The 23,854-nt window shown below is 38.6% G+C and carries 23 protein-coding genes and 1 tRNA gene; 11 read left to right on the plus strand and 13 right to left on the minus strand.

Annotated elements, in window-relative coordinates; genetic code table 11:
* The first annotated feature begins 178 nt into the window (after nt 1-178).
* A tRNA-Thr gene (locus AAV97_RS11365) sits at nt 179-254 on the plus strand.
* Between the two features lie 112 nt (nt 255-366).
* On the opposite strand, the gene AAV97_RS11370 is transcribed toward AAV97_RS11365, so the two are convergent.
* The 3 genes from AAV97_RS11370 to AAV97_RS11380 form a co-directional block, all read right to left on the minus strand.
* Nucleotides 367-1,182: an SAM-dependent methyltransferase gene (locus tag AAV97_RS11370; protein WP_046760622.1), complete on the minus strand. Its 816-nt coding sequence runs from the start codon at nt 1,180-1,182 to the stop codon at nt 367-369.
* Between the two features lie 54 nt (nt 1,183-1,236).
* Nucleotides 1,237-2,535 (minus strand): FAD-dependent oxidoreductase, encoded by a 1,299-nt coding sequence (locus AAV97_RS11375; protein WP_009585502.1) that lies wholly within the window; start codon nt 2,533-2,535, stop codon nt 1,237-1,239.
* Between the two features lie 719 nt (nt 2,536-3,254).
* On the minus strand, nt 3,255-4,130 hold the full coding sequence (locus tag AAV97_RS11380) for a pirin family protein (RefSeq protein ID WP_046760623.1): 876 nt from the start codon (nt 4,128-4,130) through the stop codon (nt 3,255-3,257).
* Between the two features lie 276 nt (nt 4,131-4,406).
* Here AAV97_RS11380 and ycaC point away from each other — a divergent pair, with 276 nt between their 5' ends.
* Both ycaC and AAV97_RS11390 read left to right on the plus strand, forming a co-directional pair.
* Nucleotides 4,407-5,033 (plus strand): isochorismate family cysteine hydrolase YcaC, encoded by a 627-nt coding sequence (gene ycaC / locus AAV97_RS11385; RefSeq protein ID WP_005035223.1) that lies wholly within the window; start codon nt 4,407-4,409, stop codon nt 5,031-5,033.
* Between the two features lie 117 nt (nt 5,034-5,150).
* On the plus strand, nt 5,151-6,074 hold the full coding sequence (locus AAV97_RS11390) for a LysR substrate-binding domain-containing protein (protein ID WP_046760624.1): 924 nt from the start codon (nt 5,151-5,153) through the stop codon (nt 6,072-6,074).
* Nucleotides 6,075-6,143: 69 nt separating this feature from the next.
* On the opposite strand, the gene ahpC is transcribed toward AAV97_RS11390, so the two are convergent.
* Nucleotides 6,144-6,707, minus strand: a complete 564-nt coding sequence (gene ahpC / locus AAV97_RS11395) for an alkyl hydroperoxide reductase subunit C (protein WP_009585469.1) — start codon at nt 6,705-6,707, stop codon at nt 6,144-6,146.
* A 200-nt stretch (nt 6,708-6,907) separates the two neighbouring features.
* On the opposite strand from ahpC, the gene AAV97_RS11400 reads away from it, so the two are divergent.
* A complete protein-coding gene (locus tag AAV97_RS11400; RefSeq protein WP_004826157.1) occupies nt 6,908-7,243 on the plus strand; it encodes a hypothetical protein in 336 nt (111 codons plus the stop codon).
* 169 nt (nt 7,244-7,412) lie between these two features.
* Here AAV97_RS11400 and AAV97_RS11405 read toward each other — a convergent pair whose 3' ends face one another.
* Nucleotides 7,413-8,288: an AraC family transcriptional regulator gene (locus AAV97_RS11405; RefSeq protein ID WP_046760625.1), complete on the minus strand. Its 876-nt coding sequence runs from the start codon at nt 8,286-8,288 to the stop codon at nt 7,413-7,415.
* Between the two features lie 183 nt (nt 8,289-8,471).
* Between AAV97_RS11405 and AAV97_RS11410 the strand changes: the two genes are divergently transcribed.
* Nucleotides 8,472-9,377, plus strand: coding sequence for a DMT family transporter (locus AAV97_RS11410; RefSeq protein WP_046760626.1), 906 nt, complete (start codon nt 8,472-8,474; stop codon nt 9,375-9,377).
* Between the two features lie 147 nt (nt 9,378-9,524).
* On the opposite strand, the gene ssb is transcribed toward AAV97_RS11410, so the two are convergent.
* The 3 genes from ssb to AAV97_RS11425 form a co-directional block, all read right to left on the minus strand.
* Nucleotides 9,525-10,109: a single-stranded DNA-binding protein gene (gene ssb / locus AAV97_RS11415; protein WP_004826134.1), complete on the minus strand. Its 585-nt coding sequence runs from the start codon at nt 10,107-10,109 to the stop codon at nt 9,525-9,527.
* A gap of 51 nt (nt 10,110-10,160) precedes the next feature.
* Nucleotides 10,161-11,525, minus strand: coding sequence for an MFS transporter (locus AAV97_RS11420; RefSeq protein WP_009585507.1), 1,365 nt, complete (start codon nt 11,523-11,525; stop codon nt 10,161-10,163).
* A gap of 139 nt (nt 11,526-11,664) precedes the next feature.
* On the minus strand, nt 11,665-12,747 hold the full coding sequence (locus AAV97_RS11425; protein WP_171249373.1) for a DUF475 domain-containing protein: 1,083 nt from the start codon (nt 12,745-12,747) through the stop codon (nt 11,665-11,667).
* A 237-nt stretch (nt 12,748-12,984) separates the two neighbouring features.
* Between AAV97_RS11425 and tenA the strand changes: the two genes are divergently transcribed.
* The gene (gene tenA / locus AAV97_RS11430; RefSeq protein ID WP_004826128.1) at nt 12,985-13,656 is read left to right on the plus strand and encodes a thiaminase II; all 672 of its coding nucleotides are present in this window, start codon (nt 12,985-12,987) and stop codon (nt 13,654-13,656) included.
* A gap of 122 nt (nt 13,657-13,778) precedes the next feature.
* Here the strand turns inward: tenA and AAV97_RS11435 are convergent, their stop codons facing one another.
* Nucleotides 13,779-15,587 carry a choice-of-anchor I family protein gene (locus AAV97_RS11435; RefSeq protein ID WP_046760628.1) on the minus strand — a complete coding sequence of 603 codons (1,809 nt, stop codon included), beginning with the start codon at nt 15,585-15,587 and terminating at the stop codon, nt 13,779-13,781.
* Nucleotides 15,588-15,911: 324 nt separating this feature from the next.
* Here AAV97_RS11435 and mdtD point away from each other — a divergent pair, with 324 nt between their 5' ends.
* The 4 genes from mdtD (at nt 15,912) to dinB (ending at nt 20,244) form a co-directional block, all read left to right on the plus strand.
* Nucleotides 15,912-17,303, plus strand: coding sequence for a multidrug transporter subunit MdtD (mdtD, locus tag AAV97_RS11440; protein ID WP_046760629.1), 1,392 nt, complete (start codon nt 15,912-15,914; stop codon nt 17,301-17,303).
* A gap of 42 nt (nt 17,304-17,345) precedes the next feature.
* Nucleotides 17,346-18,314, plus strand: a complete 969-nt coding sequence (locus AAV97_RS11445) for a hypothetical protein (protein WP_009585508.1) — start codon at nt 17,346-17,348, stop codon at nt 18,312-18,314.
* Between the two features lie 13 nt (nt 18,315-18,327).
* Complete coding sequence (locus AAV97_RS11450; protein WP_009585484.1) at nt 18,328-19,071, plus strand: GH25 family lysozyme; 744 nt, start codon at nt 18,328-18,330, stop codon at nt 19,069-19,071.
* Between the two features lie 117 nt (nt 19,072-19,188).
* Nucleotides 19,189-20,244, plus strand: coding sequence for a DNA polymerase IV (gene dinB / locus AAV97_RS11455; protein WP_046760630.1), 1,056 nt, complete (start codon nt 19,189-19,191; stop codon nt 20,242-20,244).
* On the opposite strand, the gene AAV97_RS11460 is transcribed toward dinB, so the two are convergent.
* Together AAV97_RS11460 and AAV97_RS11465 are read right to left on the minus strand one after the other, a co-directional pair.
* Nucleotides 20,233-20,847 carry an alpha/beta fold hydrolase gene (locus AAV97_RS11460; RefSeq protein ID WP_046760631.1) on the minus strand — a complete coding sequence of 205 codons (615 nt, stop codon included), beginning with the start codon at nt 20,845-20,847 and terminating at the stop codon, nt 20,233-20,235. The genes dinB and AAV97_RS11460 overlap by 12 nt on opposite strands.
* A 28-nt stretch (nt 20,848-20,875) precedes the next feature.
* Nucleotides 20,876-21,517, minus strand: a complete 642-nt coding sequence (locus AAV97_RS11465) for a glutathione S-transferase family protein (protein ID WP_009585462.1) — start codon at nt 21,515-21,517, stop codon at nt 20,876-20,878.
* Nucleotides 21,518-21,665: 148 nt separating this feature from the next.
* Between AAV97_RS11465 and AAV97_RS11470 the strand changes: the two genes are divergently transcribed.
* Nucleotides 21,666-22,112, plus strand: a complete 447-nt coding sequence (locus tag AAV97_RS11470) for a surface-adhesin E family protein (protein ID WP_046760632.1) — start codon at nt 21,666-21,668, stop codon at nt 22,110-22,112.
* Nucleotides 22,113-22,200: 88 nt separating this feature from the next.
* On the opposite strand, the gene AAV97_RS11475 is transcribed toward AAV97_RS11470, so the two are convergent.
* Together AAV97_RS11475 and AAV97_RS11480 are read right to left on the minus strand one after the other, a co-directional pair.
* The gene (locus tag AAV97_RS11475; protein ID WP_046760633.1) at nt 22,201-22,599 is read right to left on the minus strand and encodes an OsmC family protein; all 399 of its coding nucleotides are present in this window, start codon (nt 22,597-22,599) and stop codon (nt 22,201-22,203) included.
* Between the two features lie 149 nt (nt 22,600-22,748).
* Nucleotides 22,749-23,696, minus strand: a complete 948-nt coding sequence (locus tag AAV97_RS11480; protein ID WP_046760634.1) for a pirin family protein — start codon at nt 23,694-23,696, stop codon at nt 22,749-22,751.
* Nucleotides 23,697-23,854: the final 158 nt, after the last annotated feature.

The following is a 23,854-nucleotide window of genomic DNA, read 5'->3' on the forward strand; positions in this document are numbered from 1 at the left end:
ATCTATACTGTACAAACTGGCATTTACTAGTTTAATTCTTTTAACCTCTCTTTCAATATTACAGCTTTCCCAAACATTTTAAAAATCTTTGATTTTAAATAAGAAAACTTTAACTCACTCAAGTGCTTATTTTTTGGCTTGCATTCTTATCATTTTTCTGTAGAATTCTCGCCACGTTGCCGGCATAGCTCAGTTGGTAGAGCAACTGACTTGTAATCAGTAGGTCCACAGTTCGAATCCGTGTGCCGGCACCATTTTTTACTTAGCCTCGCTTTTTAGTGAGGCTTTGTTGTTTCTGAATGATGCTTTTTGCATCGTCATATTCGGTCTTCTTTTGCTGATTTCTTCAATTGAAAAATCTTATCTTTATACTTTTATCGCACTGATCTGTATATAGCGCACGACGCCCTCGTTAAATAGTGTTTCGCAGAGCTTGGCGGTCATCTGTATTTTGAATTGATCCAACCCTCGACCCATGTCTTTTCTAGCAGCAATATATTGACTAAACCCAGCAAATACCGCTGTAGAAATATCTTGAATCTCAATCTGGTTAAAATGATGTTGTGCTAGTACTTGATGAATTTGCTGTTCTGTCTTTAAAGTTTTGAATCGAACATCTGCTGCTTTGAGTAAGTATTGATATTTGAGTTTTTGTTTTGAATTTAAATGGACATCTGACAGCATCAAATAATGAAAAGCTAAACGTCCTTTTGAATTTAAAAGTGGTGCAACTGAAGTCAGAAATGAATTTAAATCACTATGGTAGGCTGCATCAATACACATCACCACATCAAAAGCTTGAGAGAAAAGATTTTTATTTAAATTCAAAAAGGATTGGCAATGAACTGCTTTAACACGGGGAAGTTGCTTTTGAATTTGTTTGACGCAGTGTGGTTGTAGCTCTACTGCTTCAAGATGCTGAATCTGATAATGCGTTAACCAATATTTTAAACTCGCACCTTGCCCACAACCCAAATCTAGTACACGATCATGCGATTGAAGTTGCACGGCGTCTGCAAGTCCTTGTGCAAGCTGTTGGCAGGCTTGGGGGTAGGAAGACGTTGTTACTGTCCACAAGCCGAGATTGGTCCAAGCACATTCAGCGGTATCGCCCAACATCTTTGCATTGATTGCATATTTATGTTTGGGAAGTTGTTGCTGAATTGCTTGAATCCATTTCATGTTTAAATGCTCAATCTGAAAGTGATGCTGACACACCACCCATCTGATTTAGCATTAATAACCGAGTTGTGGTGCGACCTCAACATTAGGCTTTAAACCTTTAAATGGCAATGGTGCATTAAATATCTCTGCAATATGCATTGCCGAAGTGACCGCTGACTCAAGGATAGGTAAGCCATCACATGACCATGAACCACAATAAAAGACTTTGCGATTTGCCACTTTATGGCGCGCTTGCAACTCTTTATTCAATGCAACAGTTTCAGAGTCTACCACAGCGCGCGTTAAGGTCACTGTTGAAATAATTTTCTTAGGATCAATTGTCGTAACTGGACGCCAAGTTTGGAAGACTGGAGACTTGCCCACCAGACTCGGTTCAATCGAGTTGAGCCAAACCGTGAACTGTTGCTTGGTAAATTTACGGTCCATCATATAGCTCAACACGGACCAGTCTTTACGGTTTGGAGGCATCACCGTTGGATCGGTGTGCATGACCAATTCACCCTGCTCAAATTTAAACTTTTTCAAAAGTTCAATATCATCAGCAAACTGTTCAACATTTAAAAAACTGTCCAATTTGTTGGTCGGGGTTGCAACCACAACACGATCAAACTGGAATTGCTCGCCTTGGGCATTTTTAACCAAAACACCTTCGCCCTGTTCTTCAACCAGCGTAATTTCAGAACTGCTATGTATATCAATGCCTTCGATTAATTTATCGACAAAAGCAGGTGTACCGCCATGTAAACGAAGCAATGCATCGCCATCAGTTAATTGCTTTAAAAAGATTAACAACGGCTTTGCTGGCCATTCACCAATCGTTTTAGGGTCACAGGTACAAATTGTATAGAGCACTGGCATTACCGCACCATGCCAAAATACTTCTTCGATTTCATTCTGATTGATAAAATCTGCGAGGGTAATCTCTTGATTTTTAGATTTAAAAAACTGAGAAATTGCTGTTTTAAGTTGCAACATCCCTTTCACCAAACGCCATCCGTACTGCTTAATGCCTTTGCGGTTATTGATAATCGGAAAATTACCAATCCGAGTACGAGAGGTGGTCAACCATGTTTCTGTTTTATCTTCAAATAACCAACTGCACGCCATAAAAGTGCGTACAGGAAATGTTTTTATACCCAAATGTGTCGCTAGGCTAAGCGTGTTTTTCCATAAATGTGGATTCATCACACGTAATGGCGCATCAATTAAGCCACCTTCAAACTCAATACTGTGACTATCCATCCCACGACCAGGTAATGCTTCAAAGATGGTAATGTGATGACCTGCATCTTTAAGAATTCTTGCGGTAGCTAGGCCAGCCATACCACTACCAATCACTGCAATATCCAAAGTTATTATCCGTGCGTAACCATTTTTTTTATTATGAGCTATAGCGGATTAAATCACGGTATTAAAAAGTTCCACATTTAACTTTTTTTGTTGGAATTTTTTTAGAAAAAAATGCCCATTTTAAGCTTACCATTCATCGGAATCCTAAATATTGCGAATGTATGCGATCTACATGATTTATATTTCATTTTTATTTTCATATATTGAAAAATTCTGTTAAAAACATAAAGATAATTTAACTATTTATTAAAAAATCGTTTACAAACCGTATTTTCTTATTTAAAATTTACAGCATAAAAATGATAAGCAAATCACATTTATAATAAAAACAAATAATTATGACTATATCGACAATAAAAGAAACTACAGCACAAAAAGGATCTCTATAGTGTGGAATAGAGATCCTTTTTTTTCACTTTGAAATTTACCTATAGGATGAAAATTTTTGCTGTTGTTCGCATAATAAGCCTTGATCAATTTTTATCATTATGCTCAGAATTTAGGCAAACAACCCAATATGTGCTTTACTTCACATTTTTCATTTATTATGATGCATGCAACACATTAAAACCATCATATAAGAATAGCGATTTCGAATACAAGAAAACTACAGCGTAAAGAGCTTTTGATTGATGAGATCAAAGCTCTTTTTTCTTTTTCAGACCCGAACTTCATACAATTTCGAGTATAAAAAAGCGGATTTTACAATCCGCCTTTGTTTAAGCTTCTGCTGCAATTTCGCCGAATTTACCTTGATTGAAATCGTTAAAAGCTTGCACGATCTCTTCCTTGGTATTCATCACAAATGGACCATAACCCTGAATAGGTTCATTCAACGGTTTACCAGTCAACACCAAAAACTTAGCATCTTGCATCGCTTCAAGTTGAATTGCTACATCGCCATCTTGATCAAACATGACGATCGAACTGTCGAGTACTTTTTGCGTACCGTTGAGTAGCATTTCACCTTCAAGGACAACCACCAACGCATTATGGTCAACAGGAACATGAACAATTTGCGTATGGTCTGCTTTTAATTGACCATCCCATACATTCACAGGGCTAAATGTTGAAGCAGCGCCTTGTTGTTCAGCATATTTTCCAGCAATCACACGCAAATGCCCTGCATCATCATCAAAATGAATCACAGGAATATCTTGTGCAGAAATGGCTTGGTACTTCGGTTGAGTCATTTTATCTGCCGCAGGTAAGTTTACCCAAAGCTGAACCATTTCAAACAGACCGCCTTTTTCGGTAAACTCATGTGAATGGAATTCTTCATGAACCAAACCAGCGCCCGCAGTCATCCATTGCACATCGCCAGTTTTAATCGTTCCACCACCGCCATGTGAATCCTTATGAGTCACTTCACCTTGATATGCAATAGTTACGGTTTCAAAACCACGATGAGGATGCGAACCCACACCATGCTGTTCATGACTCGGTGCAAATGTATAAGGTGCGGCATAGTCTAAAAGTAAAAACGGGCTGATTGCCTGACCTAAACGATCATAAGAAAACAAGCTTTTTACTGGAAAGCCATCACCCACCCAATGCATATTTTGATTGCGGTATACACCGATAATTCTTTTCATCTCAATTCTCCTATCTCTAGGCTTTAATATGATTGTATTTTATGTTTTTTAAAGTGCTGAATACAGCAACCCATCAACACACTGTATCTCAAATATAGGACATTAAAGCTCAATACTCCCCCTTACATGCCCGATAATAATCTTATATATGGGATTATTTATCTCATTTTTTAGACTTATTTGTTCAATATAAACACCCTAAGATAAAGTCCATACAAAGCAATTTGTTTTGTTTTTAAGCACAATTTAAACTTTTTTAAATTCAGGATATAAAAAATGGGCAAACCTTACGTTCGTTTAAATAAAGAAGATGCAGCCGTATTATTAGTCGATCATCAAACAGGATTGTTGTCTTTAGTACGTGATATTGATCCAGATAAATTTAAGAACAATGTATTGGCACTCGCAGCAGCAGCTAAATATTTTAACCTTCCAACCATTTTAACCACCAGTTTTGAAGATGGTCCAAATGGTCCGCTTGTACCAGAGTTAAAACAACTCTTTCCAGATGCGCCTTATATCGCTCGCCCTGGTCAAATCAATGCTTGGGACAATGAAGACTTTGTGAAAGCTGTAAAAGCAACTGGCAAAAAGCAATTGATTATTGCAGGGGTTGTGACTGAAGTTTGTGTGGCTTTTCCTGCCCTTTCAGCCCTTGAAGAAGACTTTGATGTGTTTGTGATTACCGATGCTTCTGGCACTTTCAATCCACTCACTCGTGATTCAGCTTGGGATCGTATGAGCAGTGCAGGGGCACAGTTAATGACTTGGTTTGGTGCTGCCTGTGAATTACATCGTGACTGGCGCAATGATATCGAAGGTTTAGGTACATTATTTGCCAACCATATACCTGACTACCGTAACCTGATCAACAGTTACAATCAGAATACTTCTCAAAAATAAGACAATCTGCTCTCAAATAGAAATGTAAGCGCTTACATTTCTATTTTGAGTGGATATGATTGAGTGTATTTTCCTATCAGTGATATGATCTAAACAACCCAATTTAGAGATATAGCTGTGCATTCTTTTGACGACTACTATTATTTTTATTTGGTTGTAAAGCATGGCGGATTTAGTGCTGCAAGTGAAGCCAGTAACATTACCAAGTCAAAACTTAGCCGACGTATTTTGGATTTGGAAGCAAAATTCAATGTCACTTTAATTCAACGTTCGACACGGCATTTTAAAGTCACACCTTTAGGGCAAGAATTTTTTGAAGAATGCTCCAAGATTATTGATCAAGCTGATACTGCACAGAATGTATTATTAAAACAAAAAGTTGAATTGCAGGGACTGATTAAAATTAGTTGCCCTCCCGTGATGTTAGAACACCAAGTTCGTCCTATTTTAAATCAGTTTTTAAAAAAATATCCCAAGGTCAATGTTGAATTAGCATTGACCAGTCGACGTATCGATGTTTTGCATGATGATATTGATTTGGCGATTCGTACCAATTTCACCATGAATGAAGACTCTAGTATCATTGTGCGTGACATTATTAAAACCACGCATTGCTTAGTCATTAGTCCTGAACTTTTAGGCGACCGTGAAATTCAGCATGTCACCGAGTTATGTGAATTTCCAAGCATTGTTTTAGGTACAGACAAACAGCATTATCATTGGCATTTACATCATAACGAGCAACAAGAGGAAATCGATATTCCTCTGCAACCGCGTATCAAGAGCAATGACTTGATGGGTGCCTATTATGCAGTTTTGGATGGTTTAGGCATTGCCGATCTGCCTTATTTAACCGTAGAACAAGATATTCTTTCGGGTCGTTTGATTCATATTTTACCTGAATGGTGTTCCAATATCGGGACTGTACAATTGGTTTATGCATCCAGAAAAGGACAACGCTTAGTGATGGAAAAACTCATTGAGGACCTTGTTGAAGGCATCCGCGCTTATGCCCCTCAACAAGAGGGTTATGTTCTCTAAAGCCAATTTAAAAATAAAAAACCAGAAGTTGAACTTCTGGTTTTATTGAGACTCAAAATGATTAAACAATTAGATTTTACCAATCAGGTCAATTGATGGTGCAAGTGTCGCATCACCTTCTTTCCATTTTGCTGGGCAAACTTCACCTGGGTGAGTATGGACATATTGTGCAGCTTTGACCTTACGCAATAGCTCTTGTGCATCACGACCAATACCGCCGGCATTGATTTCTACGATTTGAATCTTACCTTCAGGATCAATGACAAATGTACCACGGTCTGCAAGACCTTCAGCTTCAATCAGCACTTCAAAGTTTTTTGCCAATGCCCAAGTTGGATCACCAATCATTGGATATTGAATCTTTTTGATTTCGTCTGAATTGTCATGCCAAGCTTTATGGGTAAAGTGAGTATCTGTAGAGACTGAATAAATTTCGACACCCATTTTCTGGAATTCTGCATAGTTATCGGCGAGATCACCTAACTCTGTCGGACAAACAAAGGTGAAATCCGCAGGATAGAAAAATACAACTGACCATTTACCAAAGAAATCTTTTTCAGACACTTCAATAAATTCACCGTTTTTATATGCTGTTGCGTTGAATGCTTTAATTTCAGTATTGATTAAACTCATGTGATCTTCCTTCAATTTGTTTCAGGGATTGCTTATCTGTGAAGCCACTATACGAAAAATATTTAAATCGGTAAAACTGTAGTTTTTAATAAAATAAATCGGTTTTATGAATTAAAAAGGCTTTTCATGTTGTTCTTGCAAAGTGACTTGACCTCGCAAGAATTAATCTGTAGATTTTCTTTTTGCGTGGACTTTAAAAAATGACGTTCTCAGCTATTTTGGAGCAATTCCAAAACCTTCCTTTTGGTACAGATGCCTTTAAACAACTGAAAATAAACTGTGAAGATCAAATTCTTGATTGCGAATCAGACTTTGAGAAAACAGCATTGTTTATCATTTATGGCTTTGCCAAAAACTATGTTTTACTCTATGAAGATCAAGCCATCACTGCTGAGTTTGCAACCAAAGCAAAATCACAATTACTCGATTATATGCATCAATTTAATTCAGCACTGAGCAGTAATAATAGCCAACAGATCATGCAAAGCTATAATCAAGTGAGCAATCACTATATGCACAGCTCACGTATTTTCTAAGCCGCTTTCAAAATACTGCCTTTTAGTTTTAGTGTCATCCCATACAACAAGGTTGATCATTCGACCTTGTTGTAATATCCGTAACGCCTCAGAATAGAAAACCCGTGATGATTGAAAACTACAAAATAAGTAAATTACCCAAAGCTTCTATTTCAAAGCCTCGATCATATTAATAACGACTTTTTTCAGCTTTTCTCATTTGAGATGGAGAATACCCAAATTGCTTTTTAAAACGATTGCTAAAATGACTACTTGAGCTGAATCCGTATTGTTCTGAAATGTCCATCATACTCGCTTTGGTTTGTTGTAAAGCTTGATGAGCCAATTCCAGACGACGTTGCATCACATATTGATGTGGTGGGATCTGCATGGATTGCTTAAACATATGTGCAAAATGATATTCGCTCAGTTGAGCTTGTTGAGCCAAATCAGATAGGGTCAAGCTTTGCTGAATATGCTGATCAATCCATTCCAATACGTGTTTGAGTGTATAAGGCGACAAGCCCCCTTTGATCTCTGGCGCCTGCCACTGAGCAGCACTATAATTTTTAATCAAATGATTGAGCAGTAGTGTCGTGGCTGTACTCATTTGCAAGTGGTTTTCACTGTCCTGCCAAGCCGTATTTAATAAAAAATGACGATAGATCATGGCAATCTGTGGATCAGCAACAAAAATTTGCGGATCTAATATAATTTGACTCGGCTCACGATCCCACACTTGTTCTGCTACACGTTGTAAGTGTTGCTTGGTATAGTAAAGATGCGCAAAAGTGAGCAGATCTCGTAGATCCCAAGTTGACTCAAAATCTTGAGGCATTAAGCACATATGGTCAGGTCCACCACCATTGTGCCAACCCTGTGCTGTCTTTTGATAACTGTGATACCCACCTTGAACATACATACTCAGGGTATGGTGGTTACTGCATACACTTACACGATCTTGGTTATTTTGCCACATGGCTAATTGCATACCAGAACCCAACTCGACCGAATCCAGCAGTTGAGCTTTATGCTGTTGCAATTGATCGAAAATCTGATATTTCATCTTCTATACGCAGTACCAAATTTGAATATTGAGTGTAAGACTATAAATTTATTTTATCATTGATATAAAAATGTGAGTAGAAAAAAACCACAAGCTTATGATAGGCACCGCAAGCAGGTGCAAGAAATAGGTGGCTTAAATCAAGCACAATAGTGCTGATCGTTTGAGTTTGGTTGAAAGAATATGAATGCACTCCTATATGTATTGGTCGTGGTGATTTGGGGAACGACTTGGATTGCAATTACTCTGCAACAACAAAGTGGCATATCGGTCAATGTTGCGGTGTTTTGGCGCTTCTTTATTTCAGCAATGTTCTTATTTGCATTGATTATGTTGTGCCGAAAAAAGCAAAAGTTAGCTTTAAACGACCATTTATTTTGTATGCTGCAAGCTTGCTGTATTTTTGGTTTTAACTTTGTTTGCTTTTATTATGCAGTTCAATATATCAGTAGTGGTTTGGAAGCTGTCATTTTTTCGATGGCAGTGATTTTTAACACACTGAATGCCAAAATTTTCTTTAAACAGCAGGTTTCTACATATTTTTATCCTGCGGCTTTGCTCGGTGGATTAGGTATTATTGCCTTGTTTTGGCATGATGTCGTGGGAAACAGTTTAAATCAATATACGCTGATAGGAATAGGTCTGTGTATATTGGGAACCTACGGCTTTTCTCTGGGGAATATGATCAGTGCACGCCATCAAAAAAAGGGATTGGATATTTTTACCACCAATGCTTATAGCATGTTGTACGGTTCAATCTTAATGGCACTGATCGCGGTGATCAAGCAAGATGAGTTTTTCCCAAATATGCAATTCAGTGCAGTGAGTGCTTTACTATATTTGGCTATTTTTGGCTCAGTGATTGGCTTTACTGCTTATTTCTATTTAGTTGGGCGGATTGGTGCAGCTAAAGCGGCGTATAGTACCTTGTTATTTCCATTGGTCGCTTTGCTGATTTCGACCTTTTGGGAAGGGTATCAATGGCATATCAATGCTGTGATCGGAGTAATTTTAATTTTATCTGGTAATGCAATTTTCTTTATTAAATTGCCAAATTTTAGACTACCTCGAATACTCAACCGAAGCTAAGTGAAAAAACGATAGCTTACGCTCTGCATGAAATAAAAATAGCCTCTCTTATTTACAAAATAACAGAGGCTATTTGTTGCATTAAATATTTGAGTTTAAATAAATTTAAATTAAATCAACTTCAAATAAATAATTGAGATATTTGATCTAGAACGGCAGATCATCATCTAAATCTGCTGGAGCAGTTGCAGGCGCTTGTTGTGGTTTAGGCGACTGGAAACCCTGATTAACATTGTTTCCACCATTGCCATAACCACCTTGTGGAGCTGCATTACCATAGCCACCTTGGTTGCCTTGATTATAACCACCACCTTGGTTGTTATTAAAACCACCTTGTTGATTGTTATTGAAACGTGGTTGGTTATAGCCCCCGTTTTCACCTGCTTCACCTTGCTGACGGTTGTTATCCAACATCTGCATTTGCTCACCACGGATTTCCGTTGTGTAGCGTTCTTGACCATTTTGATCTGTCCACTGACGTGTACGTAAAGAGCCCTCAATATAAACTTTCGAGCCTTTACGTAAATATTGCTGTGCAATTTCACCTAAGCGGTTATGCAACACAATACGATGCCATTCCGTTTGTTCTTTTCTTTCTCCGGAATTTTTATCTGTCCAAGATTCACTGGTCGCTATTGAAAATTGAGTGAGAGACCCCCCATTTGGGAATGTTTTCGTCTCAGGATCACGACCCAAAGTACCAACTAAAATAACTTTATTTACACCACGCATTAGATGTTATCTTCCTATTCGATTCTATGTTTTACTTTATAAGAGTTATGTTTAAATGGCTACCTCTTTCCCAAACAACTGCGTTAAATGTTGTCGCGCAGCATCATCAATCTGCTGTTTATCAACCTTTATATACGCCACTTGCTGGTCAGACATCACCACGACCTCTTCAATACCACGAATTGACAATAACTGAGAAGTCCAATTATCGGTTTGTTTATCCTCAGGTAATCGCAAAACGATTGATGTCAAATATCGTGGTTGAGCCAGCCCAAAACTAATGAGCAACCAAAGTATAGCAATAGCTGCTAAAACACTCCAACCCATTGTTGTATTATTGAGCAAAATTAATTGCCCACCGAGTGTACCACCAAAAAAAGCACCTAAAAATTGAGCACTTGCGTTGACACCCATTGCTGTTGCTTTGGACTGAATCGGTGCAGCTTTGGACAACCATGAAGGTAATAAGGCTTCCATCACATTAAAAGCAATAAAGAATAAGCCCAGACCGAGCAATAAAATATATTTGGATTCATAACCAAATATAAGAATAACCAGACCAGCAATAATGCCTGCAATCGCTGTCAGAAAAATACTGCGCATCTTGCGATATTTTTCAGCAAGAATAATGCTTGGAAAAGCAAAAAATAAGCTAATCACCAACAGTGGTAAATACACAATGCCATGTTTGGCTAAAGGAATACCTGCAAAGTTAATCAACTGTGAAGGCACATAAATAAACATAGCAGTGAGCAATAAATGCAACGCGAAGACTGAAACATGCAAACGATTCAGATCACCCATTTTTAACACTTGTTTGAGCTGATTGAGATAGCCTTGTTTAAAGTTCTTATGATGACGAGTAGTTTTTGGCACCAAAAACAACATTGAAATTGCCAACAACCCCATCACGGTCGTGACCCAAAAAAGTCCTGAAATACCGACTAAACTGGTTAGCCAAGGTCCAAGGCTAAACGCGACTACAAAAGATAAGCCGATACTCATGCCCATCACAGCCATGGCTTTGGTGCGATTTTCTTCGCGAGTCACATCTGCAAGCAATGCCATGACAACCGCTGATACAGCGCCAGCCCCTGCAATCGCCCGTCCAAGGATCACACCATAAATGCTTTCAGACATGGCTGCAATTGCGCCACCTAAAGCAAATAGCAGTAACCCAAATACAATCAATGGTTTTCGACTAAAACGGTCTGCCCATAAACTGAAAGGAATTTGCAGAATTGCCTGACTTAAACCATAGACACCCACCGCCAAACCAATCAAGGCTGGTGTCGCATATTGATAAGACTGCCCCACCACCGAAAACACAGGGATAATCATGAACAGCCCCAACATGCGTAAAGCAAAAATACTACTTAATGCAAAAGTCGAGCGGCGTTCTAAAGGATTCATCATATCTACTGGCTTATCAAAACTGGCGAGCTAATTTTCAAACACATCATCGCATATTGTGGCAACTTTGTGGAAACATTGCGCATAAAAAAGAGCACTTTCAAAGTGCTCTCCCATTGTAATCTTTTTTATTAAAAAAGGATTAATCTTGTTGTTCAATTCGCTTGTTATATTGGATTGATGCGATCACAGCCCAGACAATAAAGGCAACACCGATCAATCCTGTCACCACTTCAGGTACATGGAGTCCAGTACCGCTTGCAATCATAATAAAAGCTAAAGCACCAATCGCATAATGTGCGCCATGCTCAAGGTAGACATAAGCATCAAGTGTACCTTTATCAACAAGATAAATCGTCATTGATCGAACGAACATTGCGCCGATGGCCAAGCCCAACATGATGATGACCACATCAGAGGTAATTGCAAAAGCACCAATCACACCATCAAAACTGAAGGAGGCATCAAGGACTTCTAAATAAATAAAACCACCGATACCTGCTTTGATGACGCCTGTTGGAGCACCATTGGCATCGTGTCCTACGGCATTGCCCTCTTCATCAACTTCAGGTTCACCACCCAATAAATGACTCAGCACTTGTACACCAATATAAATGACAATACCCCAAATACCTGCCATGGTCACTACAAGACGTTTTGCCTCTTCAACATTGGCTGCCATCACCAACAAAGCAATGAGTGCGAGGAAAACCGACATCGCAGGCACATTGGCTAAATTTGCTAAACGCTTTTCAACCCACTTAAACCAGTGCGTGTCTTTACCTTCATCCAAGAAGAAGTTTAAGAAAACCAACAATAAGAATGCTCCACCAAAAGCAGCAATTTCTGCATGATGCGCTAATAATTTTGCTGAATATTGGATTGGATCATTTAAAGCCATTTTTACAACTTCAATCATGCCCATATCTGCGGTCACTGCAACGATCACAACAGGGAAAACCAGTCGCATACCAAATACGGCAATCAAGATCCCAACTGTTAAAAAGATCATTTTCCAAAAATGATCCCAATTGCGTAATACAGAGGCATTGACCACAGCATTGTCAAAAGACAAAGACACTTCCATCACAGCCAAAATCGCTGTAATCGTCAGTGCAGACAGCATGGCTTGGACACCTGCATTGGGACCATGGGTAAAGCCCCAATATGCAGATATAGCCAAACACACAACCGTAAAAAAAATTGAGAAACCAAAATGTTTCATCATGAGAATACGACCTACGGAGAATAGTTTTTTAATCAGAACACTGAAATAAAAATTGGGTTTTTAATGCGCACATTATGACGACTTTTTTAGGTTTCTCCAAAAGTTCTTTGTCATATTTTTATGCAAACTCAGTTGAATTTTCTGCATTCAAATACCTAAACCAACCTAGAGTTGTTATAGTCTTGCCAGTTCAAAATGACTTTAATTGCTTGAATGATCGCATAGGAAAATAACATGAGTTTTTCTCAACAGCTTTGGCAACGTAATCTTGCCTTATATAACAAAACATTAGCTTTACCATTTAATCAAGAACTTGCTACAGGCACATTAAGCAAAGACGTTTTTTGTCATTATGTGATCCAAGATGCCCATTATTTAGTGGCGTATGGACGTGCGTTGGCTATATGTGGTGCAAAAGCCTTTGATGCTGACGATATCATTCAATTTACACAAGGTGCGAAAGAAGCCATTGTGGTTGAACGCAGTTTGCATGATGGATTTATGCAAAACTTCGGCATCAGCAAAGTTGATTTTGAAAACACACCACTGACGCTTGCTTGCCATCACTATACCTCTTTCTTAACAGCGACAGCGTGGTCAGAAAGCTATCCTGTTGTATTGGCATCATTACTGCCTTGTTTCTGGATTTATGCTGAAGTCGGTAAAGATATTGTCAACAAATCTGTCGCCAATAATCCTTATCAAGCATGGATTGATACTTATTCTGGTGAAGAGTTTAATGAAGCGGTTAAAAATGTTTTGGCAACTATTGACCGTATTGCTGAACATTGTGATGCCGCAACACTTGAGAAAATGCATAAGGCCTATACCAAAGGTGCTGAGTTAGAATGGTTATTTTGGGATGGTGCTTATCATCAAAGACAATGGTTAGGCTTAGATCAGTAATTTATAGATATATGCTTCCCACTCTCCCTTATACATATTAAGTTTTGGGGCAGTGGGCGTTGAAAATGTAATAAAAAAGAGTGCCAAAGCACTCTTTAAAACGAAGGGATTAATTTAAAATTCTACTTTAAATTAATCTGATAAATTGCTGTACTACCGCTCACCTCGTTACCCACAATCAACATTGGTTTAGCATTCGGTGAATCTTTCGCAGAAACAAACGTCAGTCCTTCAGGTCCTAGATCACTCTTTTCAATTAAAATAGATTCACCTTTGGAATTGACATAAGTTTGATCTTGTTTAAAAGTACGGTTGTTAAAATACTGCACAAAAGCAGGTTTTTGAGGGTTACTAATATCATAAACCATAATCCCACTTTGACGCTCTAAGCCAATAAAGGCAAAGGTTTTCTTACCAATCGTCCCTAAAGCCAAACCTTCGGGTTCAGGTCCTTTATTATCACTACGGTCATCAAAAGCAGCCGCTTCATGATCACTGTTAAAGTAATTTGGAAATAACTCAGCGACTTTACGTTCAAATTCACTGCCTGAGTCCCAAACCAATTTACCTTGTGTGTCCCAAATGCTAAATGAACGTGCGCCATAGCTATACAGTTTGTTATAAGTCAATAATCCATTGGCATCCAGTTTTGGAGAACCATCGATATTGGTTTCATACCCCATATTCCATGCAATATTTAAACGCCCCAATTGATCGTCCTCACGGCATAAACCTGGACCAGTTGCTGTTGCTCCACAATATGCAAAGACTGTGGCATCCAATTTGGCTCCTTTTACCCCAGCAACAAGATGAGTCAAATGTGCAGGATAATCCCCTTTATTATTAAAACCTTTGACATTGAATAAATGCTTCATTCGAATTGCTTCTGCAAAACCTTTACTTTGGTCTCCAGCATAATATGCAGTTGTGTCATTTAACCATTCACGTGAGTCACCCTCATTTGCGGTCACTAAGTAACTGGTACCATTGGCTTGATAGTGGGCAATTGAATCTGGTTGATACATTCCCATCAAACCTGGCCAAGCTTGAATATTAATTTTTTTATCTTTATCACTGACATCTAAAGCATTATTTGCCAGACCATGATCTTTATAACCCAATGGTAAAATATCAGTCACTTTTTTCGCAACAATATCAATTTTTGCAATGGCATTATTTTCTTGTAAGCTTGCCCAAGCAGTTTTTCCATCTTGGCTAACTGTAATGTATTCAGGTTCTAAGTCTTGAGCGACTGTCGCTTTTGGACCAAAAATTCGTACACCTGATTTAATCAACTCTGCTTTTTTATCATTAAATGCTTTGAAGTCTGCAACAGTTGCGGTTGGCTGACGAATATTCGTGATATCAATAATGCTGATTGAGCCTTCAGGATCAATACTATAATCATCATTAGGTTCAGCCTCATTGGCAACCAAAACTGTTTTACCATCTGGGGTAAAAGTCAGCATATCTGGTAAAGCACCCACTTCAACTTTACTGATGAGTTTTAAATCCTTAGCATCAAAAAATGCCACCATCCCTTTGTCAGTTTTTTGCTTGGCTTGAACGGCAAGCGCAACAATACCATTTTTGATCGCCACAGAATTTACTTCTGACTCTGCCAAGGCTTCACGTGCAGAGAGCTCGCCAATATGCACAGGTGCATCTGGCTTAGACACATCAAGTACATCGACCAAACCTTTTTTGGCGTTGACTACAAATACTCGTTTGGTGCTTGCATCATAAGCAGGAATTTCTGCTGCGCTTTCAGCAAAAACACCTGTCTCATAACGACCTAATAGACTTAGGCTAATACTTTCAGGTGTTGCCTCCTCAACCACTGGTGGTGTTGATTGATCATTGTCATCATTACATGCCACCAGTCCCACAGAAAGCATTGCTAAACACAATGCAGAAATCTTTAAGTTCATGCGCCAATCCGTTGTAGTTTAAATTTTCACCACTATAAGGATTAGGGGTGTAAATTTCATGACCAACACATTACACTTTTATTGCAGTTTCTTGACCTTTGACACAGTATCTTTGGCAAAAGCATTTTAAATGTGGATAAACTTACTCAGTGATCAAATTTTAACTTTGCACAGAAATCAGTGCATTCAGATCAACTGTACAATGCCTCATTTTTTGACTCATGTACCAAAGCTCATTTATCTCGCTGGTTCAACAACGATTTCATACAGATTTAAGCTGAGCATTGTTTTAAACTATTCACAAAATTGACTTATTTCAGTTCTATGACTGCAACGCCATCGCACAGCAAATTACAGCCTAAATTTTATTTATTGGTTTTTTTAGTTTCGATCGGCTTTTTCATGCAAGGCTTGGATACCACCATTATCAATACTGCCTTGCCTGCAATGGCAGAAAGTTTGCAAGAAAATCCATTAAAAATGCATGGTATTGTCATCAGCTATGTATTGGCTGTTGCCGCCTGTATTCCTTTGAGTGGCTGGTTGGCTGATCGCTTTGGAGTACGTAATACTTTTTTTATCGCGATTGTGATTTTTACCAGTGCCTCTTTGGGTTGTGCGCTATCCAACAATTTCAATTTGCTGATCGCATTCCGAGTCATTCAAGGCATAGGTGGTGCACTACTGGTTCCAGTAGGTCGTTTAGCCATGTTAAAAATTATTCCTCGTGAACAATTTCTTTCAGCAATGAGTCTGATGAGTTTGGCAGGGCTACTCGGACCATTGATGGGTCCTGTTTTAGGAGGGTGGCTGGTTGAATATGCCTCGTGGCATTGGATTTTTTTGATCAATTTACCGATCGGAATCTTAGGGACATTTGTCACCTTTAAAGCCATGCCCAATGTCAAAGAAGCTTCAGTGAAATCTTTCGATTTCAGCGGTTTTGTTCTTTTAGCCATCGCGATGGTGGGTATGGCTCTCGGTATTGAAAATATTGCCAGTAAAGATATCTCTCGAAACTTGAGTATCGGCTTACTTTCTATCGGCATCATTGCAGCATGTATTTATGCTTATCATGCCCATACGCATCAGAATGCACTATTTCGTAGCCGTTTATTTAAAAATAAAATTTATGCCATCGGTGTATTGGGAAATTTCTTTGCTCGTTTTGGTGGCAACGCAGTGCCTTTCATTTTACCGCTCATGTTACAAGTGGCTTTTAAAATGGAGCCTTTGATGACAGGGATCATGATGACACCAATTGTATTAGGCTCATTATTTTCCAAACCCATCATCCGCCCTATTTTACAACGCACAGGCTATCGTCCATTTTTATTGGTCAATACCTTGTTGATTGGTGCATGTATTGCCAGCTTTGCCTTGCATACCGTCGATACGCCACTTTGGCTGCGCACTCTACACTTCTTTGTTTTTGGTGTACTCAATTCATTGCAGTTTGTGACCATGAATACGTTAACGCTGAAAGATTTAACTCAACAAGACGCCAGTAGTGGTAACAGTTTCTTATCGATGATTATGATGCTTTCAATGAGTATTGGTATTGCCTTAGCAGGCACATTGTTGAATACTTTTACCGTATATTTTACAGAGACACATATTACTCAAGCTTTTCACTATACGCTGATCTGCTTAGGTGCGATCAATATTATCACTGCTTTAATTTTCTTTCAGATCCCAAAAGATACCCGAGATTAAACTGTTCAAAATAAAACTGAATAAAGAATAAGGACACATCATATGATCATTCCAAGATATTGGGCGGAAGCAAAAATAACAACACAGTACGAAAAACGCCAAGTCACCATCAAACGATTTGGTTGGTCAGATTTGAGTATGCATGATGCACTAATACATGCAGAAACACGTGTTAAAGAGGCACTTGAGCAACTTAGATCAGGACAGAACATTCGCAAACTTGACCATAAAATTCCTTATAATGGCAGTGAAGGTTTGCCCATTCGTGAAGAAATTATTCAACAACACGATGATGTGGTGATCACACGTAATTCTTATGGTGCACTCTGTCTCAATACGCCCGATGTTTTATTTGCAGATATTGATTTTAATTACGCGCCGAATAGTCGACTGTATTTTTTTAGTTTTATATTGCTCTTTTTCATCAGTATCGTCTGTACTGTATTACTTAAAACATGGTGGATATTGCTACTCGGCGTGTTTTTTTCCATTGTACTCAGCAAACAAACTGCCGAAATATTGTTGAGTATTCAAAATAAATGGAAGGGTTCACCAGAACAACAAGCCTTAAAATCCATTCGTCAATTTTCTATGCAACATCCAACTTGGCATTTACGTGTCTATCAAACCCCAAAAGGCTATCGGGTCTTGGTCATGCATCAGCTCTTTGAACCTCGCAGTGAAGAAACTCAACAGTTTTTTATTGCACTACAAGCCGATCCAAACTATGTGCGTATGTGTAAGAACCAAAACTGTTTCCGAGCAAGGATTAGTCCGAAACCGTGGAGAATTGGTATAGATGCCTTACGTTTAGGGGTTTGGCCAGTTCAAGAAAACCGTATGCTTGACCGAGACAGATGGATTACTGAATATCAAGCACGTGCCAAAAAATATGCGTCATGTAAATTTATTGAACAATTGGGTAGTCAAATGACGCACCCTAAAGCGAAACGCGTACAATCAACACATGATCAATACTGCAACGCGACGATTAATCTAGAAATTGCATAACATTGGCAACAGGATGATTTTTGTGAAACACCAACCTAAATATCGTTCTATCTTCACCAGTATCGGATGTATCAGTTTATTGGGTATCGCCAGTTACTTGGCTGTGTTTTATCCACAAAATGCTGGTGCTCAAGATTATGTTATTCGTGGTTTCGATGTATCACATCATCAAGGTGAGATCGATTGGAAAAAAATCTCTCCTCAGCAGTATCAATTTGTTTATCTCAAAGCCACTGAAGGCGGAGATTATCAAGATGATAAATTTCAGGATTACTGGTTAGAAGCACGTGAACGTGGTATGCGTGTAGGTGCATATCACTTTTTCCGTTTGTGTCGAGACGGCGCAATTCAAGCACAAAACTTTATCAAAACAGTACCCAACAAAAGTAATGCCTTGCCCCCTGTCATCGATTTGGAATATGACAGTGCCTGTATCAACACTTACACCAAAGAGCAATTACTGAAACAAATCAAAATCATACATGATCAGTTGCATCAACATTATGCTAAACAACCCATTTTTTACACGTCCAAAGTATTTTATAACATGGTTCTTACAGGCGAATTTAAGGACACACCGATTTGGATTCGTGAGTATAAAGATAAGCCTGATTTAAAAGATGGTCGTGAATGGACTTTTTGGCAAAATACCAATCAGGGAACAATTCAAGGCATTGCTAAAAATGTTGATTTAAATGTTTTTTATGGAGATGCTGAACAGTGGAAACAGTTTTTACAACAGAATAAGTTAAATTAGCCAACCATCATCTCGACACAGACTGTCGCAGATTCGCTACCAAACACCAAATTCACCACTTACAACAAATCAAGATCGGTTAGAATAAACACACAGCGCTGTAACACTGTGTCATTCATGAGAAAAATCATCCATATCGACATGGATGCATTCTATGCATCTGTGGAACTACTTGAACGTCCTGAATTAAGGCATTTACCTGTGGTGATTTCTTCACATCACCCTCGGGCGGTGATTGCTGCGGCATCTTACCCTGCCCGTGAGTTCGGCTTACGCTCTGCCATGTCGATGTCACAAGCGAAAAAACGTTGCCCACAAGTCTATGTGATTGAACCTAATTTTGAAAAATACCGTGATGTTTCTCGTCAAATTCATGAAATTTTTCAAAAATATACATCACTCATTGAACCTTTGTCTTTAGATGAAGCTTATCTTGATGTGACTGAAAACTTACTCAATATTCCCAGTGCCACAGAAGTCGCTGAACGAATTCGTGCTGATATTTTCCAACAAACGGGTCTTACTGCATCCGCAGGCGTTGCACCAAATAAATTCCTTGCCAAAGTCGCTTCAGATTGGAACAAGCCCAATGGGATTTGCATCATTAAACCCAGCCAAGTGCAAAACTTTATTCAAGGTTTAGCCCTGAAAAAAATTCCTGGCGTGGGTAAAGTTACTCAAGAAAAACTCAAAAGTTTAAATTTAGAAACATTGGGCGACTTGCAAAAAATTGAAGAAAACATCTTAATTCACCATTTCGGTAAATATGGCAAACAGTTGTTTTTATATGCTCAAGGCATAGATGATCGACCTGTACAAGCAGAACGGCAACGTCAGCAAATTTCAAAAGAAACCACATTTGATGACGATTTTAATCTCGAACAATGTGCAATCTATTGGGACAATTTAATCTCACGGGTTTGGCTCAGTTTAGAAAAGAAACAGATGCAAGCACGAGGTGTGACCGTCAAACTAAAATTAAAGAATTTTCAGGTACTACAACACAGTAAGAGTTTTAAGACTGCACTTAAATCACCACAAGAAATGACTCAAGTGGTTCAAATCTTATTGAATGAAATGCAGATTCCTGAGCATTTTCAATTCCGTTTAATTGGCGTGGGTCTATACCAACTCACAGATCTACAAGACGAGTCACAATTGTCATTGTGGTAAAGTACATTCATGTTCGGAAAGAAAATCTTCAACCCATCCTGCCACTTGATCTGCAAAAACATGGGCTAAATCATGCTCACCCTGTGGAATGACATGCAATATTGAATTTTTGATTTTGTCCTGCAAATATTCACCGACTTTAACTGGACTGATTGGATCTGAATCACCCCAGATTAATAGAACAGGGCAAGAAATCTGGGTTAATACATCATCCAAATAAGATCGATGATCCATAAACCAACTTGGAACAGCAAAAGTTTGGCGATAGTCTTCTCGCCAATCCGCCACATGAAATGGAGCTAAATTGATTCCTCCTGAAGTTGCAACCAATACCAGTCCCTTAACCCATTCTGGTTTTTGTAATGCTGCTTGGACAGCAAAGATGCCTCCCATAGACTGCGCAATCAATATCGATGGTTGTTCAATCTGATTGAGGACATAAGTTTGTAGATCTTCAAAACTATGAATTTGAGGATGATCTGGGCATCCCCCAAAGCTTGGATAGGCAATCACGGTTTTTGCATAATTCATCGACAAGCTTTGCATCACAGGTTGCCAAAATTCAGTACTTCCAGATGCACCCGGTAAAAAGATCAAATTCATTTAGACTTCACTTTGAGCTCTCAAATAATTAATCTCCGCTTTTTGCTTTAGCACGTTGATAAGCAGGTCGCTGTTGAATGCGTTCCGCATAAGCTGCAATTTGAGGCATCTTATTTTGAGTACGTTGCTGCATTGCTATCACAGGGAAGCTCATCTGAATATCAGCAAAAGAGAACTCCCCTGCCGCATAATCATGCTGGCTAAAATAGTCTTCCAAGAATGCAGAATGCTCTTTTAAACGTGGATTGATAAAACCACCACGTACCCCTTCGGAGATTTTTTTTGCTATCGGTCGAATCAAAAACGGTACATGTTTCGGCATATTGGTCATCACCAAAGTCATCACCAAATAAGGCATTAAAGAACCTTCTGCATAATGCATCCAATAGTTATATTGCATCAGATCTTGAGGATTCTGAGGTTTAAACTGATTTTTGCTATCATAGGTCGTTTGAAGATAGTCTAAAATTACCGCAGATTCAGCAATTGTTAAATCACCATCCGTCAACACAGGAGACTTTCCAAGTGGATGAACAGCTTTTAACTCTGGCGGTGCAGCTAAGGTAGGCAAACGCTTATAATGCTTAATTTGGTATTCAAGCCCCAACTCCTCCAAAGCCCAAATAATCCGTAACGAGCGTGATTGATCCAGATGATGTAATGTAATCATTTTTATTGCCTCAATTATTGTGTTCTGACTATAGATTGATCTTGGCTTTTCAACAATTGAATTACTCTATTTTTAACACTTTTTTAAGTGTGCTCTGGAATGACTGTGTTTATAATCTGTCTGAATATCAGCCATACTGAAAATAAAAATGAAGCATTTACTCGGTTTAACTCTATTATTGACATGCGCCAATGCATATTCCTATCAGCCCAAACTTATTTTGCTTGGAGCTATTGAGCCTCAAGGTCAAGCCTTTATTGACAGTAAGGCAAATAAAGTGATTCGTGATTCATTTAAACAAGCGGTGATCTACGAAAAATATACTGCGCCAATCAAACGAAACACTGATCTGCCTTATCAATCTGTGATTAAACAACTTATTGTCGACTGTAAAGGGAAAACTATTGCCCTTCGAGGTGCTGATTACTTTGCAGGACAAACCTCAAACAGCAAACTCGTAAAAAAATTTGATGACATTACCTTGAGTCATGACGGCGAAACTGGTGCTGCGTTTTATTCTTTTGATGATTTAGATTTTAAGCCCTTAAACCAAGCTCAGTTTTATACACAAATTTATAACATCAGTTGTAAATAAGTCATCAGCAATATTGACCATATAAAAAAAGACACTTTGTTGCTCAACAAAATGTCTTTTCCAAATCAAATTATTTTTTCAATATCACTCAAAGAATCGAAGTATTGATTTCTACACTACGTAACAAGGTTTTGGTGACAGGTGTTTTTTGGCAAATGTCTAATACCTTTTGGTGCAATTCTTCTGATAAAGCATTGGCAAATGATAAACGGCGTTCAATCCATTCTTTACCTTCTTTGTTGACATTAAAATCTGCTTCTACTGTAAACTCGCCCAAATCAAAGCCTTTATGTTGCGCATACATCCGTAACGTAATCATCGTACAGGAAATCAAACCCGAACAAACAAAATCATAAGGTGCTAAACCTTTGTCTTGCCCACCAAAAGATTCAGGTTTATCAGTAATCAGTTGGTGCTTACCACTGAGCACTTCACCTGACCATGGTTCTGGATAAGTTTTTACTTTTGCATTTGCAATAATTGCCATTTTATTTTCCTATAATATTGAAATTTTTATTTAACCTTCGTTTAGATGAAACTTTGTAAGCTCAGTATTTGCGCTAAGGGATGAGCCTTTAACGCAAATTGTTTAATTTAAGCTCCTGTCTCAAGATCAGCAATCAATCATGGCACCGATTACTTCGATGGTCGCATCTTATCTGGAAATGCTGGGGCTTCTAAACGTGGACCATCATAATCAGGAATTGTTCCAAAACGGGCATCTTGATTGATCCATTGCTCTGTCGCTGTTTTCAGTTCCTCTTGAGTACGCCCCACAAGGTTCCACCACAATAAAATAGGTGACTCAAAGGGTTCTCCACCAATCAACAACAAACGAGAACCTTTCGGAAGTTCCACTTCAATCTGGGAGATTCCTGGTTCCAGCACCACCATATTGTCACTATTTAAATCATGACCATTGACGATTGCATCACCCTCTAAAGCCATAAATCCATACTCAAATTTAGGATTGAGCGGAATACGGGTTTTGGTCTGTTCTTTGGCAAAAAAATCAATGCCCAATAATTCTGTATGAACTTGGACTGGAGACACGGTATTCATAAATTCACCAACTAATACAGTGAATTCAATATTGTCCTTTTCGACCACAGGCAATACAGGATAATGGTCAAATTGAGGTGCCATATTGATTTTATCATCAGGCAAGGCGATCCACAGTTGTGCCGCATGCATTCGGGTTTCGGTATCAGGTGCAACTTCTGTATGAGAAATTCCGTAACCTGCCGTCATCAAATTAACTTGCTTTGGGCGAATCAATTGTTTTGAGCCAATGCTGTCTGTATGCATCATTGTGCCTTCAATCATCCACGTAAAAGTCTGTAGCCCGATATGTGGATGTGGTCCAACATCCAATCCATCTCCTTGAGGAAATGTCACTGGTCCTGCGTGATCTAAAAAGCACCATGCTCCTATCATACGTTTCTGACGACTTGGTAATGCACGTTTAATGACGGTGCCTCTGCCTATTTCTGCTGAGCGAATTGGAAAATCTTGAATAAATTGATTCACGTATTTTTCACAATCGTCAGAATTAGAAATCTCGGTATAGTTGGTATTGGTCATTTTGTTATCCTAAAGTTGTTCATCAGCTCAGGATGTTCTTTCAACATCTGCCATTTCAATATATCTAGCCTAGCGGTTTTATATCCATCAACCTATAGCTATCTTAATACGCTGAATACTATGAATAGGACAATAATAGTGTGGTTTTTGTTATGAGG

It is taken from the genome of Acinetobacter sp. Ag2, from assembly GCF_001005515.1.
In the GTDB taxonomy this organism is placed as follows: Bacteria; Pseudomonadota; Gammaproteobacteria; order Pseudomonadales; family Moraxellaceae; genus Acinetobacter; species Acinetobacter bereziniae.